Source organism: Natrinema sp. LN54 (assembly GCF_052439245.1).
Classification (GTDB): domain Archaea; phylum Halobacteriota; class Halobacteria; order Halobacteriales; family Natrialbaceae; genus Natrinema; species Natrinema versiforme_A.
In genome coordinates this window covers 237460-251427 of the sequence record NZ_JBQVRP010000002.1, presented here as the reverse complement: position 1 = coordinate 251427, position 13968 = coordinate 237460, and the positions used below count along the sequence as shown (strand labels likewise).

Sequence of the window (13968 nt, the reverse complement as noted above, 5' to 3'; positions counted from 1 at the left end):
GGTCGCTACTCGCCGAAGACGGAAGTGAAGAACTTCCGCTCTGCCGTCCGCAGATGCTGGTTGAACGTCGCCGGCGCGATTCCGAGGCGGTCGGCGATCTCCTCGCCCGTGCTCCCGCGGGGCCAGTCGAAGTAGCCCGCGAAGAAGGCCGTCTCGAGGGCGGCCCGCTGTTTGTCTGTCAATTCCTCCTCGAGGACCGAGGAGGAGCCGGAATCGCTGCGCTCGCTGCGTTCGGTGGTGCGCTGGGCGAGGTAGGTCACGTCGTCGCGCTGGGTCCTGATGAGTTCGATCATCTGGCGGGTGTCCCGGCCGCGCGGGAGTTCGACGACGAACCGGAACTCCCCGTCGGCGATCGTCGCCGACGCGACGCGGCCGCCGTGGGTCGCGATCGTCTCGAACAGCGAGACGGCCGCGGGCGCGACGAGTTCGAACTCGAGTTCGTCGCGCCTGACCGAGAAGAACCGAACGTCGCCGATCCCCTCGGTTTCGTCGAGGGTGTCGGTGAACGCCTCCTGTGAGATACCGCGTGCCGAGCCGTAGGCGAGCAGCGCCTCGTCGCCGCTGACCAACTGTTCGAACTCGATCGTACACGACTCGGTCGCCGAGAGGGCGACCAGTTCCTCCGCCATGTCCTCGACGCGGAACTCGAGTTCGACGACGGCGTCGCTGACCAATGCGTCTTTGCGTTCGATCGCCGTGATCGCGTGGGCGATGACGTCGCCGATCCGGGCGAGGACGGCGGTCTCCGGTCCCTCGAACGCCCGCGGCGACGACGAATAGACGTTCAACACGCCGTAAACGAGGTCCTCGTGGACGATCGGGATCGCCGCGGAGGACCGGTAGTCGCGGGCGCGTGCCTGCTCTCGCCACGGCTCGAACTCGGAGGCGGTCTGGACATCGTTCATGACCTGTACCTTCCCGGTCCGGATCGCCGTTCCCGCGGGCCCCTGCCCGCTCTCGTCGCTTTCGGCGACGGAGATGTCGATCTCGTCGAGATAGCCGTCCTCGACGCCGGCCGCCGCCTTCGGGACGACGCGGTCGCTGCCCGGATTGACTCCGCCGATCCACGCGAACCGGTAGGCGTCGGAGTCGGCGAGCCGATCGCAGACCTGCTGTTCGAGTTCCGCCCGCGTCTCGGACGTGATCACCGCGTGGGTGATGTCGTGGCCGATCCGGTTGAGCCGGTTGAGCGCCTCGAGTTGTTCGCGTTGCTGGCGGCGTTCGCGCTCCTGTCTGGCGCGCTCGATCGCGTGGTGGATCGTCCGCACCAGCAGTTCGCTGGTCACCTCGTCTTTGACGAGGAAGTCCTGTGCGCCGCGCTGGATCGCCTCGACGCCGACCTGCTGGTCGCGGACGCCGGTCAGGACGACGATCGGCGTCTCGCCGGTCTCCTCGTGGACCGTCTCGAGGGTCGAGAGCCCCTCGCTGTCGGGGAGGTTCAGATCGAGCAAGACGATGTCCGTGGGCTCGGAGTGGGCCGTCTCGAGCCCGTCCTCGAGGCGGTTTTCGCGGGAGATCTCGGGCGTCTTCCCGGTCGCCTCGCCGGGGCTTACTCGCTGGGCGAGTTCCTCGGTGTCCCGGAGCATCTCCTGGATGAGCCGGGCGTCGCCGGGATTGTCCTCGATGAGGAGGATGCGGAGCATGTCGGCCGCCTCCGCGTCCTGCTCGCTCTCGGCTTGGGTGTCCGTCTCGCTCATTGGCCATCGACCTCGGGGGGAAGCCGCACGACCGAAAACCAGAACTTCTCGAAGGCGCGGACGGTCTCGATGAACTCGTCGGGGTCGACCGGTTTCGTGAGGTAGGCGTTAGCGTGTAGTTCGTAGGACTTGACGACGTCTTCCTCCGCTCGCGAACTCGTCAGCACGATCACCGGAATCGATCGCAGCGCCGAATCGTCCTTGAGTTCCTCGAGCACTTCCTCGCCGTCCTTGCCGGGCAGATTGAGATCCAGGAGGATGAGGTCCGGCCGCGGTGCGTCGGCGTACCCGCTGCGCTGGGAGAGGAAATCGAGCGCCTCGGTGCCGTCGGAGACGACGTGCAGGTCGTTCTCGATCCGACCCTGTTTGAACGCCTCCTTGGTCAGGCGCACGTCGCCGGGGTTGTCCTCGACCAGCAGGATCTGTGCCGGCTCGGCCTGAAAGCCGTCGGTCTCACTCATCGGTTGGCCCGTTCGCGTCCGCATCGGTCTCCGGTTCCGTCGCCGATTCCGCGTCCGTCTCGGGTGCGGTCGGGAGCGCGACCGAGAACGTCGTCCCCTCGCCGGGCTCCGACTCGACGGTGATCTCGCCGTCGTGGCGCTCGACGATCCGCTGGCAGAGCGCGAGTCCGATTCCGGTGCCGTCGTACTCCTCGTGGCTGTGGAGGCGATCGAACACCTGAAAGATACGGTCCGTGTCGCCCGGTTCGATCCCGATCCCCCGATCGCGAACTGAAACCATCCATCTTGTCTCATCTTTCTCCGCGAATACGGATATACGTGGGGTTCCGTCGCCGGAATAGGTAATCGCATTGTCGAGCAGGTTCTGGAACAACTGACGGAGTTGGCCGGGATCGCCGTCGACCCGGGGCAGCGACTCGACGGCGATCTCGGCGTCGGTCTCGTCGATCCGCACCTCGAGGTCGGCCAGCACGTCCGCGACGACGGCGTCGACGTCGACGGTGCGGAACGGATCGCCCTGCGTGTCGACCCGGGAGTACCGGAGGAGCCCGTCGATCATCTCCTGCATCCGTTCGGCCCCGTCGACCGCAAACTCGATGAACTCCTCGCCGTCCGCGTCGAGTTCGTCGCCGTACCGTCGCTCGACCAGCGTGAGGTAGCTCGAGACCATCCGCAGGGGCTCTTGGAGGTCGTGAGAGGCCGCGTAGGCGAACTGCTCGAGCCGCCGGTTCGACTCCTCGAGGTCGTCGACCAGCCCCTCGAGCGTGCGCTGGTACTCCCGCTGGTCGGTCACGTCCCGCCCGATCCCGGTGACGACCGGCTCGCCGTCCGGGTTCTCGAGCGCCGAGGCGACGAACTCGTAGGGGATCTCCGTGCCGTCTTTCGTCCGCACCGTCGCTTCGGCGCGCGTGCGGCCCGTTTCGAAGGCCTCCTCGATCGCGGCCGCGATGTCGGTCGCGTCCTCGTCCCCGAAGAACTCGAGGGAGTGCATCGACGCGACCTCCGCGTCCGTATAGCCCGTCACCTCGGTGAGCGTCTCGTTCCACCGCGTGAGGTCCCCCGTCTCGTCGAGGACGTAGAACACGTCGTCGATCGCGTCGATCACGTCGTCGGTGTACTCCTTGAAGCGCTCGAGGCGGGACTCGCGCTCGCGGAGTTGGCGTTGTTTCGCCTTGGCCTCGGTGACGTCTTGGACCATGACCATCCCGGCGAACACCTCGCCTCCCTCGTCCTCGATCGGCACCGCGTGGGCCGTCCACTCGCGGCCGTGGAGGCTGAACTCGAACGACCGGTGGTCGCCCTCGAGCGCGGCCCGAAAGTTCGTTTCGAACGTCTCGCGCGTTTCGCCTTCGTACCGTTCACGAACCGTCTGGCCGACGAACTCCGAGACCGAGAGATCGATCTCCTCGAGAATCTCGCCCCCGGCGAGCGTGTACTCCAGCTCCCCGTCGAACAGCGCGACCATCCCGTTCGGGAAGTGCTCGACGAGGGTCCGGTACCGGTGTTCGCTCTCCGCCAAGTCGCGCCGATAGGCCCGGCGCTCGAGTTCGTCGCTGACCCACTGGGTCGCGAGTTCGACGAACGAGCGCTCCGCCGGGGTGAACGGCCTCGAGCGAGCCGACTCGTCTTCGAAGCAGAGCGTGCCGTAGGTGTCGCCGTCGACGATCACCCGGCCACCGAGATACGACTCGAGCTCCCACTCCTCGTAGGCGTCCTCGCCGATCCCGTGCTCGAGCGGCGAGTCGGTGAACGCGAGCAGGCCGTCCGATTCGATGGTCCGCTCGCAGTAAGCGTTCGACAGCGACGAGACCGTCCCCGGCCGGAGCCCGTCGGTCCCGCCGCTGGCGTGGGTCACCTCGAAGCGGTCGGCGGCCTCGTCGATCCGCGCCAGAAAGCCGCCCTCGAGCCCGAGCCGCTCGCGGCCGAGCGCGAGCAGGTCGTCGACCGTCTCGTCGAACGTCCGCTCGTCGTCGGCGGTGATCGCGTAGAGGCGCTGCAGGGTGCGGTTCGACTCCGCCAGTTCCCGTTCGTTCTCGACCGCCGACTCGAGGAGGGCCGCGGTATCCGCGAGGAAGTCGATCTCGTGGTCGCCGAACTCGCGGGCCGCCGTCGCGTGGCCGACCAGGACGCCCCACGGCTCCGCCGGGTCGCCGATCGCGACACCGAGTCGCCGGGGGCATTCGGCGTCCGCGAGCGGGGCGATTTCGGCGCCCCCATCACGGCCTCCGCCGGCCGTGACGATCGGCTCCGGCGACTCGAGGGGCGCGCCGGCCCAGGAGTCGGGATCGGTCGCGACCGTCGTCGAGCCGACGGCCCCCCGCTCCCAGCCGACGCCCGCTCGCAACACCGCCGCATCGCCGTCCGGATACAGTTCGAGGACCGAACAGGCGTCGATCTCGAGCGTCTCCGTGACGACCGCGGCCGCGTCGGCGAGCGTCCCGTCGAGATCGGACGACTCGAGGGCTCGCTGGCCGAGGTCCGCGACGGCGTCCCGGTGACGGAGCCGCGAGCGAAGAGCATCTGCTGACGAATCAGCGGCAGCCATATTATCCAGTCGAAGGCCGGCAAGCAGTGTAAACCTAGCGTTCAAATTACACGCGAGAGAAACTCTCGTGACGGAATAACGGTCACAGCGACGTGAACGAGTCGCGGGTCGGATCGAGAGACGGACGCCGTGGATTCGTCGGTTCCGAGCGGCGACCGTCTCGTTACGCGGCGGACCGAACGCGGATCGCGATTCCGTCCGGATCCGCCACCTCGATGCCGCCGTCGGTCTCCGTGATCGAGACGCCGCCGTCCGCGAGTCGCTCTCGAACCGCCTCGAGCGCGTCGGCGTCCGGAACGAGGAGTTCGAACCACGCCAGTCCCAGCCCGTCCGCCGTCCGCGACCGCTGGTTCCAGGTGTTCGCGCCGACGTGGTGGTGATAGCCGCCCGCCGAGAAAAAGCGCGCGCCGGGCGCGAACGACATCGAGACGTCGAGCCCCAGCCTCTCGACGTAGAACGTCTCCGTCGCCTCGAGCGATGATACCTCGAGGTGGACGTGGCCGAGGACCGTTTCGTCGGGTGCCGGTTGCGAGCCGGTCGAGCCCGCGTCGTCCGCCGCCGCTGCGACCTCCGAGAGGGCCAGCGGGCCACCGGCCGCCCGGACGGTTCCGTCCTCGGTCCGCGGCCACGCCTCTCGCGGCCGATCGCGGTAGATTTCGACGCCGTTTCCCTCCGGGTCGGTGCAGTAAAGCGCCTCGCTGACTCCGTGGTCGGAGGCTCCGTCGAGCGTCCAGCGATCTCGAATTCGCCCGAGCGCCGCCCCGAGGGCCGCACGCGACGGGACACGGAACGCGTTGTGATAGAGCCCCGCGCCCCGCTCGTCGCGTGACTCGACACTCGGCTCCGCGAGTAGCTCGAGCAGCGGCGTGTCGTCGATGCCGAGTGTCGCCCTCGACTCGTCGCGGTCCAGCACACGGAGGCCGACGATATCGCGATAGAACTCGATCGTCACAGTGAGATCGGCGACGCGAAGCGCGGTCCGGCCGAGGCGGGTGTCGTCCGGAAGCGCGGAAGATCGGCTCATACTCTCGTATCGGACACCCGCGAAGTGGCTCTTACGGCCGGTCGGTGACTGAACCCGCGGTCGTCACGACTCGCCCTCGGCCCCGCCGGGATCGTCGACCAGTCGGTAGGTCCGGCCCCGGCGCTCGCCGACGGCCTCGATCAGGTCGTAGTGGACCATCTTCGTCAGGTAGTTGCGCAGCGTCCGGTTCGTCTTCGGCTCCTCGACGCGGCGCTCGTACTCCGCGTAGAGGTCGCCGGGTTCGATCTCGCCCGCCTCGTCGATCACGTCGTACAGCACCCGCTGGTGTTCGATCAGCCCCTCGACGGTCTTCCGGCGGATCGCCGTCCGTGCGTCCGGAATCGCCGCCTCGAGCACGTCATCCGTAATCGACGCCGACCCTTGTCGCTCCGCCCGGCGGGCGGCCGACCGGAGGATGCCGATTCCGACGCGGGCATCCCCCGACGCGGCGTCGGCGATCGCTCGCAGTTGCGAGTCGCTCACCGACGCCGGCTCGAGGGCCTTCGCAGCCCGTTCGGCGAGGATCGCCGCGAGTTCGTCGGTGCCGTAGCGGTCGAACCGCACTCGAGTGCCGGCGTGCAGCCTCGAGCGCACCCGGTCGTCGAAGCTCGCGAACAGTTCCACCTCGCGGTTGGCGATCAAGACGGGCGAGACGTGGGGAAGCCGGTGGAGATCGTACAACGCGGCCGTTTCCTCTAACTGGTCGACCTCGTCTAACACGACGACGATCGGCCCGTCATCCGTTCGGGAGAGTCGCTCGAACAGTTCGTCTTTCGGCGTCGAGCGATGGACATCGGCCGCCCGCCCGACCGCCTCGAGGATGCTGTAGAGCACGCGAAACCGCGTGTACTTCTGCCAGCAGTTGACGTAGGCGACCCGCACCCGCGGCTCCTGTTCGCACAACTGGGCGAGGACGTAGCGAGCGATACAGGTCTTGCCGACGCCCGTCGGCCCGAACAGGAACGCGGGGTCCGGCCGTCCGCCGGACAGCAGCGGCTCGAGGGTCTCCGAGAGGTGGGACACCTCGTCGTGGCGGTGGACCACCTCGCTGGGCACGAAATCCTCGCGCAGGACGCGGTCGTCGGCGATCACACCGGACCGATTCGTCCTCGATGCTAATAAACGACGCCGGGCCGGTTCCGATACTTCCGAAACCGAGCGTATTCGATATCGCAGTATGTGATTTATTGAGTGTATTCGAGGCCGTTTCGGCGGACAACGACAGCAATCTCGAACGGGGCGAACAGCGCTCAACAGTAGCGCGCTATCGGATTTTCGGAAACCGGAGCCGAAACGTTCTCTCGAGTGTGTCCAGCCGATTCGGACCACCGCCCTGCAGCCAACCGATTCGAAAGCCGCCTGATCCCGCTCGAGCGAACCGGCGATTTCGCGACGGCAGTGATACCGCCATCAGCTTGCGACCGAACCGACTGTCGTCGGGTCCGGCTCACACGAAGTGCGAATCGGCAAGTCGAGTCGGGACAGTATCTCCGACTGGACGCGATTCCGGACTCGACACCCACCGAACCCCGACCGTTCACTGTCGGTGCCGCGGCAGCCGGCTTCGAACGAGCCCGAATCGTGATCGCTGGTAGCTACGAGATTACCGCTTTCCGTCACTGATCGGACCTCTTCGATCGCTTCCGTACGCAGGACTCGAGTCGACTCGAGCGGAGCCCGGATCTCGACGTCTCACTCCCGGGGTTGCGGGCGAGAAACAGGGGGTTACCACCTCGAGTAGGAGACTCGAGCCGGATCGGAATATCGCCAGCCAGCGGACAAACAGCTGCAGAAGAGCGACCGAAACCAGCAGTCGAAATCGCGCGCTCTCGAGGTCCGGTCGCAATCAGTTCGAATTCCGGCCAGTCGACCATCTCGATAGACCGATCTCGGCTGCGGTTGAGATTACAAATCACGCCCGTCGATACCGCTCGAGTATCGACTCGAGTTACACCCACGCCGACGAGTGGTGATCGGCGGAGAGATGCCTCAAAAAGCGGAGCGACCGCCGTCCGGTTGATCAGGATCTGCTATGCTCTAAGCCAGAGTCTCAGCGTCAGCTCCGAGGGTCTGACTCGAAAATCCGAAGAACTCGACACTCCGCGGCGTCGATAAATCGAAATTCGCTATATCAATTTCCCTCTCGTGCTGACATCGTTTCGATTAGCCGGACCGCGAGCGCTAATCGCCTATTGGCCGGACGCGACGGCCCTCGGCGCGATTCGAAACGATTCGGGACCGCGGGCAATCGGTCGCTTCGGCGCGGCCGGACGGTTGCGGCGACCGATACGGATCGCATACTAATGGCGGCAGTCGGTGGGGTCTCGATATGAGCATGTATCCGACGGGATCGCTCGAGGACGACGTGCAGCGCCGCGTCTACGAGTACGTCGAGCGTAACGGTGCAGTCACGCCGGCCGAGTTGGCGCGATCGATCGAGATCGACGACGGCCGCGCCCACTCGAAACCCGCCCGATCGGGTACCTACACGGAAACGGTCGCGCCGGACCCGGACGAGCTCCGATCCTGTCTCGAGGCGCTGCAGGCCGAGGGCTACCTGACCGAAGTCGACGGGAAGTTCAGGGTGGCACTCGAGGCAACGACGACGGACCTCGAGTGCGGGGACGGGGTCGTCACTATCCGGCCGGCGCGCGAGGAAGACCGGGAGGGCGTCGTCGAGACGATGCGAACGGTCGCCGCGGACGGCACGTACGTCGTCGCCGAGAGCGTCGCGACGGAACTCGAGCGCGAACCGGCCATCGTCCGGGCCAACGAGGAGCGCTCGCGGGTCTGCTTCGTCGCGGAGTTCGAGGAGGGGACGGACGAAGAGAGGGACGAAAGCGATGCAGACGAAGCTGGCACCGGAAGCGACATGGGGGTCGACTCGAGCGGAACGGGCGGGCACGGGAGAGGTGAAATCATCGGCTGGCTCCATCTCGACGCGCCCGAACTGTCGTCGCTCCGTCACACCGCCGAGGTGACCGTCGGCGTCGATCCCGAGTTCCGGCGGCAGGGCGTGGGCTCGTCGCTGCTCGAGTACGGCCTCGAGTGGGCCGCTAGCGCGGGATACCAGAAGGTCTACCAGAACCTCCCCGGGACGAACGAGGCCGCGATCGAGTTCCTCGAGGACAACGGCTGGCAGCGCGAGGGCGAACACGAGGGGCAGTACTGTCTCGAGGGGGAGTTCGTCGACGAGATCATGCTCGCGACGTGGCCCTGAGCCCGGATCTCGAGGACCAGAGCGATTCACGTCAGCGGAGCGACGACCGAACGGGAATTTTCTTGCCACTCTATCGCATACCGGACCGTATGGAGGAACTTTCCCTCGGCGTTCCGGAACCGATTCTCGATCGACTGCCGGCAGACGATGAGACCGTGGCGGCGGACATGCAGAAGGCCGTCGCGGGCTGGGAGACGCAGTTCAATCGGATCCTCGAGGAGGCAGCGGACGAACGCGAGGCCGCGGGGCAGGTGCTCGAGGCGATCGACCGGTTCGAGGAGCGCTACGAGACCTACGACGCGTTCGTCCCCGAACTACGGGCGTGGGGCCAATCACCGATCTACGCGATCGCGTGGCGAACGCTGTACGCCGACGTGATCGCACAGCTCCACGAACACGACGAGTTGGGCGAGCACCTCGACCGGGAGCGGAACGCGCGGCTGGTCGAGGACGGGATCCGATTGCAGGATCTGTAGCGGCCGTCGACTGGCTTCGCTCGACTTCCGGACTGGTATCAGGTAGCTATGTATTTCTAAATACTTCTAACATCCCGTACTGACGACTCTATTGGTTGCTTTTCGAATCGTGGATGTCGAGGTGAAATGTATAGTACAGAAACAATTTTGTGGTCGCGCTCGAGAGAAAGAGGTGTGGCAACGACGATCGACGGGAGTAGTTCGGGCGAGGCCGGCGCGGTCGATCTGACGACACGCATCCGCCGTCGCGTCCTCCCGGCGCTCCATCGGATCAAGGAACCGCTCGGCGGCTACGCGATCTGTCGCCAACACCCGGCGGAGTACGTCGGGACCGTCAAGCGCGAACTCGACGCGGTCCGCTCGACGCTCGAGACGTTGGCGTTCGAGTCCGAACCCATCGCGTCGCTGAAGGTCCACGACGACGGGCGGCTCTCGGCGGGTAGCTGGGTCCGACGCGAGTCGCCGCTGGCGAGGTGGCAACTCCACGTCACGCTGTTTCAGACGGGCGATGGAGCCGTCGAGGTGTTCGCCCACCGGGAGTATTCGTGGCTTCGCCATCCCTACAAACACTACACGCAGGCGGGGTGGGATATCGCCGGCGGCGTCGAGCGGATGCGGTCGCTGCTGTCGGCACACGGTGTCCCGTTCTGGATCGAGTGAGCGATTGCACCCGATGTACCCATCCCAAGCGTTCAACTGCCGGGACTGAGTAGGGAGCGCATGGAGTTCGCTGTCTCTCGTGCGGGGACGACGCTCGTCACCCTCCACGGCGGGTCCGACACGACCGCTTGCGACGAGGCGACGACGGAACTCGCGGCGACCTTCGAGTCCCTCACAGCGGAGGGGCCGATCACGGACTGGGATATCGCCGATGCGGACGTGTACGAACACCCGACCGGCCCGTTCGATCCGTACACCATCGTACTCGAGTTTTCCGTGACGGTGGTCGTCGAGGCCGACGACGCCGACGAGGCGACCGAACGCGGCGCGAGCGCGATCGACGAGGCGCTCGAGGACGCGGGCGTCGAGTCAGTGTCGTACGCGTCGCCGCCGACGGCGTCGGCGGACTGAGAACCGCCCGCGCTCGGAACCCGGCTACGGAGCCGACGGTTCACCGCCCGGACTTATGTCGTCCGGACACGAGTGTGACGTATGGACATCGACCTCCGGTTCTTCGCCACCTTTCGGGAGGCCGTCGGGGAGAAAGAGCGGACGCGAACGGTCGACGACGACGCGACCGTCGGCGACGTGCTCACCGCGCTCGAGGCCGAATACGACGGGCTCGAGGGACAGTTGCTCGAGGACGGAACGATCCGCCCCCAACTGAGCGTGTTGAAGAACGGCCGCAACGTGGTACACATGGAAGGCGTCGACACGACGCTGGCGGAGGGCGACGTGGTGTCGGTGTTCCCACCGGTCGCGGGTGGATAGCGGAGTGGCGGATTCGGTTTGACGAGAGACGCGACCACTATGTTTTTTACAGACAAGAACAATTGCTGATCTATGCTCGACGATCTCCTTCTCCTCCCGTTCGAAGCCGCGGTCGAATGGGCCGTCGGTCGGACGGAAGACCAGACGGTGATCCAGCAGCTGTGTCTGTTCTTCGGCATCGTCTTCGCGTTGCTCGCGGTCGTATTGGCGGTTGTTAGCGGCCCGTTGTACGGACTCGCCGCGGGCGTCATCGCGGTCGCACTGCTGTATTACGGCGCATGATCGGAGCCGAAATGCGAGTGAATCGGCTTGATCCCCCTCGTCCGCGGGCGGTTTCGAGAACGATTTACGCGTCCTTGGACTGTAGCCGAACGTGACGGGATTCGACGGCAGCGACGCCGATCACGACCCCGGCGACCCCGCCGGCCGGGCGACGGACGAACCGGTCGCGGAGAGCCGAGCCCCAGCCGACGAACGCCAGCCGGTCACGTTCAGCCGGGAGGGGATCCGCGCCGGCCTCCTCACCTGTCTCCCGGTCGCCGTCGGCGTCGGCGGCTACGGCGTCGCCTTCGGCATGCTCGCCCGCCGGGCCGGGCTGAGCGTCGCCGAGGCGGCGCTGATGAGCGCGACCGTGCTCGCCGGTGCCGCCCAGATCGTCGCCGTCGAGCTCTGGGCGGAGCCGCTCCCGGTCGCGACGATCGTCCTCACGACGCTCGCGATCAACCTGCGCTACTCGCTGATGGGGGCCGCGCTGGGCCCGTGGCTCGAGCGGCTCTCGCCGGGCCGGAGCTACGGCAGTCTGCTCCTGATGGCAGACGAGAACTGGGCGCTGACGATGCGCGACCTCAAGTCCGGCAGCGGACGCGGCGCGTTCCTCCTCGGAACCGGTATCGCGATGTGGTGTTTCTGGGTCGCGTCGACGATCCTCGGCGCGGCCGCCGGCGGCGTGATCGGCGATCCGGCCCGCTACGGCATCGATTTCGTCCTCGCGGCGGTGTTCGTCGCGCTCGCGGCCGAACTCTGGGAGGGGCGCTCGACGCTCGTTCCGTGGCTCGTCGCGCTCGCGACCGCGGTCGCGGCCGCGGAACTCGTTCCGGGCCGGTGGTACATCCTGCTCGGCGGGCTCGCGGCCGCCGCCGTCGAGGTGATCCGCCATGATCGCTGAGGGGGCCCTCGCGCTCGATCCGCTCGTGGTCGGCGTCATCCTCGCCATGGCGCTCGTGACCGCGCTCACGAAGGTCGGCGGACTCTGGGTCCTGCGCCGGATCGAAGTGAGCGAGCGACTCGAGGCCGGGCTCTCGGTCCTGCCGGGCGCGATCGTGATCGCGATCCTCGGGCCGGAGCTGGCCGCCGGCGGGCCGGCGGAGTGGGGCGCGGCCGGCGTCGTCTTGCTGGTCATGTGGCGAACCGAGAGCATCCTGCTGTCGCTCTGTGGCGGCGTCGGGGCCGTGGTCCTGTTCCGGGCGCTCGTCTAGCGAGGGCGGTCGGTCCTCGTTACCGCCGAACGCGAATTTATCCGTTCGGGCGTCGAATCACGGATATGGCAACGCGTGTCGAGCGCTCCTTTCGCGGCATCTCCGAGCGGCTCGCGATCCGCTACCTGACGAATCTGGGCGGCGAGCAGGTCGCGGACGATACCGTCGAGGGCGCGGACTGGACGGCGACGCTTTCCTCGGAGCAGGTCGGCGTCGGCCCCTCGTTGAAACTGACCGAGGTGACGATCGCCTTCGAGGGCGACGATGACACCCTCGAGCCGCTGGTCGAGCGGTTCGCACAGAAGGCGATGCGCGCGGGTGGCTGATGGCGGGCGACCCGATCGAGGGGCAGGTGCTCGTGCTCACCGCCGCCAAGGCGAGCGTGCCGCCGACCAGACTACCCGATCTCATCGAGCGCGCACAGGCGGTGCTGGGACCGGCCCGCGAGCGATACCGCCGCGAGTACGAACGGCTCTACGCGGACGACGACCTCGAGGCGTTCCTCGTCGACTGGGGCCACTGGGAAGAGATCGGCGAGGAGATCGACGTGACAGAGCGAGAACTGTCGGCGATCCGCCGCGCACACGAGGAACAACTGGTCAAAATCGGTCGGCGAACGGACCGCGAAGACGAGTTCGAGACGGCACTCGAGATCCGGGAGCCGGTCGTCATCGGAACGAGCGATGTGGAGTCCGCCGGTGGCGACGGCGACGAATCCGCCAGTAGCGGCGACGGGGACGACCTCGAGTCAGCGGAGTGAGCCGGGCGACCGGTCTTCCGCTCCGCTCGCATCGACGGCCCGTCAGCAGCACGCCGACGACGCGACGATGGGTCTCGCGGTCGATAGCAACTATAATGGTCACGTTTCACCTTTGGCAAACCACTGAGACGATGGCCATCGACCAGGAAACCGAGATGACAGATGCGGAGATCGACGACTTCCTCAGCCGTCACGAGACGGGGGTGTTGTCGCTCGCACGCACGGACGAACCCTACGCGATCCCGATTTCGTACGGCTACGACGACGATTCCCGTGAGTTCTACATGCGGATGGTATCGACGCCCGAGAGCGAGAAGCGCCAGTTCCTCGAGTCGGAACCGGAGGCGCGACTCGTCGTCTACGACGAAGCCGACTCGACCTACCGGAGCATCATCGCCACGGGAGACCTCGAGAGCATCGAGCCGTCGGCACTGACGCCGGACGAAATCGCCCAGTACGGGGACGCGAAGCGGCCGCTGTTCGAGATCTGGGCCGAGGGGAAAGACGCGCTGAATATCGAACTCTACCGTCTCGTGCCGTCGACGCTCAACGGGCGGCGGACCGAAGTCGATCGCGAGGAGTGAGTTCTCGAGGACGGTCGGAATCGACGGCGACCGGCGCTAGCTCGTCTGCTGTTCCGTGACGAACGCCGAGGAGGTGACCGACGCTCCACAGACCGGACAGCCGTGCGTGAGCGTGGCCTCGCGCATCGATTCGTTGACCTCGATCTCCTGCCCGCACTCCGGGCACGTGAACTCGTATCTACTCATATCAGGGGTCAGTCGTGTGAAACGCCGGTTGTCTACCGTCTAGCTGTACGTCCAGTATATATAGGGTTGCGGTTCGGTGCCGTCGGTCTGTAGGTCCCGATACGTTCAT

17 protein-coding genes are annotated in these 13968 nt (G+C 66.6%); 11 read left to right on the top strand and 6 right to left on the bottom strand.

The window, feature by feature from the left end:
- Positions 1-5: 5 nt before the first annotated feature.
- The 5 genes from ACT4ML_RS06400 to ACT4ML_RS06380 all read right to left on the bottom strand — a co-directional run bounded on the left by ACT4ML_RS06400 (position 6) and on the right by ACT4ML_RS06380 (position 6819).
- Positions 6-1697 carry a bacterio-opsin activator domain-containing protein gene (locus ACT4ML_RS06400; protein WP_444720111.1) on the bottom strand — a complete coding sequence of 564 codons (1692 nt, stop codon included), beginning with the start codon at positions 1695-1697 and terminating at the stop codon, positions 6-8.
- Positions 1694-2158: a response regulator gene (locus ACT4ML_RS06395; RefSeq protein ID WP_138246020.1), complete on the bottom strand. Its 465-nt coding sequence runs from the start codon at positions 2156-2158 to the stop codon at positions 1694-1696. Before ACT4ML_RS06395 ends, ACT4ML_RS06400 begins: the two co-directional genes overlap by 4 nt.
- Positions 2151-4703 (bottom strand): ATP-binding protein, encoded by a 2553-nt coding sequence (locus ACT4ML_RS06390; RefSeq protein WP_444720110.1) that lies wholly within the window; start codon positions 4701-4703, stop codon positions 2151-2153. The genes ACT4ML_RS06395 and ACT4ML_RS06390 overlap by 8 nt, the downstream gene beginning before the upstream one ends.
- Positions 4704-4866: 163 nt before the next feature.
- Complete coding sequence (locus ACT4ML_RS06385; protein ID WP_444720109.1) at positions 4867-5727, bottom strand: VOC family protein; 861 nt, start codon at positions 5725-5727, stop codon at positions 4867-4869.
- Between the two features lie 63 nt (positions 5728-5790).
- Positions 5791-6819, bottom strand: coding sequence for a Cdc6/Cdc18 family protein (locus tag ACT4ML_RS06380; RefSeq protein ID WP_444720108.1), 1029 nt, complete (start codon positions 6817-6819; stop codon positions 5791-5793).
- Between the two features lie 1237 nt (positions 6820-8056).
- Between ACT4ML_RS06380 and ACT4ML_RS06375 the strand changes: the two genes are divergently transcribed.
- The 11 genes from ACT4ML_RS06375 to ACT4ML_RS06325 all read left to right on the top strand — a co-directional run bounded on the left by ACT4ML_RS06375 (position 8057) and on the right by ACT4ML_RS06325 (position 13673).
- Entirely contained in the window at positions 8057-8947 is an 891-nt protein-coding gene (locus tag ACT4ML_RS06375) for a GNAT family N-acetyltransferase (protein WP_444720107.1), read from the top strand.
- 89 nt (positions 8948-9036) lie between these two features.
- Entirely contained in the window at positions 9037-9423 is a 387-nt protein-coding gene (locus ACT4ML_RS06370; RefSeq protein ID WP_444720106.1) for a hypothetical protein, read from the top strand.
- 174 nt (positions 9424-9597) lie between these two features.
- The gene (locus ACT4ML_RS06365; RefSeq protein ID WP_444720105.1) at positions 9598-10083 is read left to right on the top strand and encodes a hypothetical protein; all 486 of its coding nucleotides are present in this window, start codon (positions 9598-9600) and stop codon (positions 10081-10083) included.
- A gap of 60 nt (positions 10084-10143) precedes the next feature.
- Complete coding sequence (locus ACT4ML_RS06360; protein ID WP_444720104.1) at positions 10144-10494, top strand: hypothetical protein; 351 nt, start codon at positions 10144-10146, stop codon at positions 10492-10494.
- Positions 10495-10575: 81 nt separating this feature from the next.
- Positions 10576-10854, top strand: a complete 279-nt coding sequence (locus ACT4ML_RS06355) for a ubiquitin-like small modifier protein 1 (protein ID WP_444720103.1) — start codon at positions 10576-10578, stop codon at positions 10852-10854.
- Positions 10855-10926: 72 nt separating this feature from the next.
- A complete protein-coding gene (locus ACT4ML_RS06350) occupies positions 10927-11136 on the top strand; it encodes a hypothetical protein (protein WP_444720102.1) in 210 nt (69 codons plus the stop codon).
- 91 nt (positions 11137-11227) lie between these two features.
- Positions 11228-12019, top strand: coding sequence for an AzlC family ABC transporter permease (locus ACT4ML_RS06345; RefSeq protein WP_444720101.1), 792 nt, complete (start codon positions 11228-11230; stop codon positions 12017-12019).
- On the top strand, positions 12009-12329 hold the full coding sequence (locus ACT4ML_RS06340) for an AzlD family protein (RefSeq protein WP_138246030.1): 321 nt from the start codon (positions 12009-12011) through the stop codon (positions 12327-12329). The genes ACT4ML_RS06345 and ACT4ML_RS06340 overlap by 11 nt, the downstream gene beginning before the upstream one ends.
- A 65-nt stretch (positions 12330-12394) precedes the next feature.
- Positions 12395-12655, top strand: a complete 261-nt coding sequence (locus ACT4ML_RS06335; RefSeq protein ID WP_138246031.1) for a hypothetical protein — start codon at positions 12395-12397, stop codon at positions 12653-12655.
- Positions 12655-13089 carry a hypothetical protein gene (locus ACT4ML_RS06330; protein ID WP_444720100.1) on the top strand — a complete coding sequence of 145 codons (435 nt, stop codon included), beginning with the start codon at positions 12655-12657 and terminating at the stop codon, positions 13087-13089. The genes ACT4ML_RS06335 and ACT4ML_RS06330 overlap by 1 nt, the downstream gene beginning before the upstream one ends.
- A gap of 131 nt (positions 13090-13220) precedes the next feature.
- On the top strand, positions 13221-13673 hold the full coding sequence (locus ACT4ML_RS06325; protein WP_444720099.1) for a pyridoxamine 5'-phosphate oxidase family protein: 453 nt from the start codon (positions 13221-13223) through the stop codon (positions 13671-13673).
- Positions 13674-13709: 36 nt separating this feature from the next.
- Here ACT4ML_RS06325 and ACT4ML_RS06320 read toward each other — a convergent pair whose 3' ends face one another.
- On the bottom strand, positions 13710-13859 hold the full coding sequence (locus ACT4ML_RS06320) for a DUF7560 family zinc ribbon protein (protein ID WP_138246034.1): 150 nt from the start codon (positions 13857-13859) through the stop codon (positions 13710-13712).
- Positions 13860-13968: the final 109 nt, after the last annotated feature.

Coding starts and splice junctions, on each gene's coding strand:
- ACT4ML_RS06400 (WP_444720111.1), bottom strand. CDS start 1,697: ATGAGCGAGACGGACACCCAAGCCGAGAGCGAGCAGGACGCGGAGGCG.
- ACT4ML_RS06395 (WP_138246020.1), bottom strand. CDS start 2,158: ATGAGTGAGACCGACGGCTTTCAGGCCGAGCCGGCACAGATCCTGCTG.
- ACT4ML_RS06390 (WP_444720110.1), bottom strand. CDS start 4,703: ATGGCTGCCGCTGATTCGTCAGCAGATGCTCTTCGCTCGCGGCTCCGT.
- ACT4ML_RS06385 (WP_444720109.1), bottom strand. CDS start 5,727: ATGAGCCGATCTTCCGCGCTTCCGGACGACACCCGCCTCGGCCGGACC.
- ACT4ML_RS06375 (WP_444720107.1), top strand. CDS start 8,057: ATGAGCATGTATCCGACGGGATCGCTCGAGGACGACGTGCAGCGCCGC.
- ACT4ML_RS06370 (WP_444720106.1), top strand. CDS start 9,037: ATGGAGGAACTTTCCCTCGGCGTTCCGGAACCGATTCTCGATCGACTG.
- ACT4ML_RS06360 (WP_444720104.1), top strand. CDS start 10,144: ATGGAGTTCGCTGTCTCTCGTGCGGGGACGACGCTCGTCACCCTCCAC.
- ACT4ML_RS06355 (WP_444720103.1), top strand. CDS start 10,576: ATGGACATCGACCTCCGGTTCTTCGCCACCTTTCGGGAGGCCGTCGGG.
- ACT4ML_RS06350 (WP_444720102.1), top strand. CDS start 10,927: ATGCTCGACGATCTCCTTCTCCTCCCGTTCGAAGCCGCGGTCGAATGG.
- ACT4ML_RS06340 (WP_138246030.1), top strand. CDS start 12,009: ATGATCGCTGAGGGGGCCCTCGCGCTCGATCCGCTCGTGGTCGGCGTC.
- ACT4ML_RS06335 (WP_138246031.1), top strand. CDS start 12,395: ATGGCAACGCGTGTCGAGCGCTCCTTTCGCGGCATCTCCGAGCGGCTC.
- ACT4ML_RS06330 (WP_444720100.1), top strand. CDS start 12,655: ATGGCGGGCGACCCGATCGAGGGGCAGGTGCTCGTGCTCACCGCCGCC.
- ACT4ML_RS06325 (WP_444720099.1), top strand. CDS start 13,221: ATGGCCATCGACCAGGAAACCGAGATGACAGATGCGGAGATCGACGAC.
- ACT4ML_RS06320 (WP_138246034.1), bottom strand. CDS start 13,859: ATGAGTAGATACGAGTTCACGTGCCCGGAGTGCGGGCAGGAGATCGAG.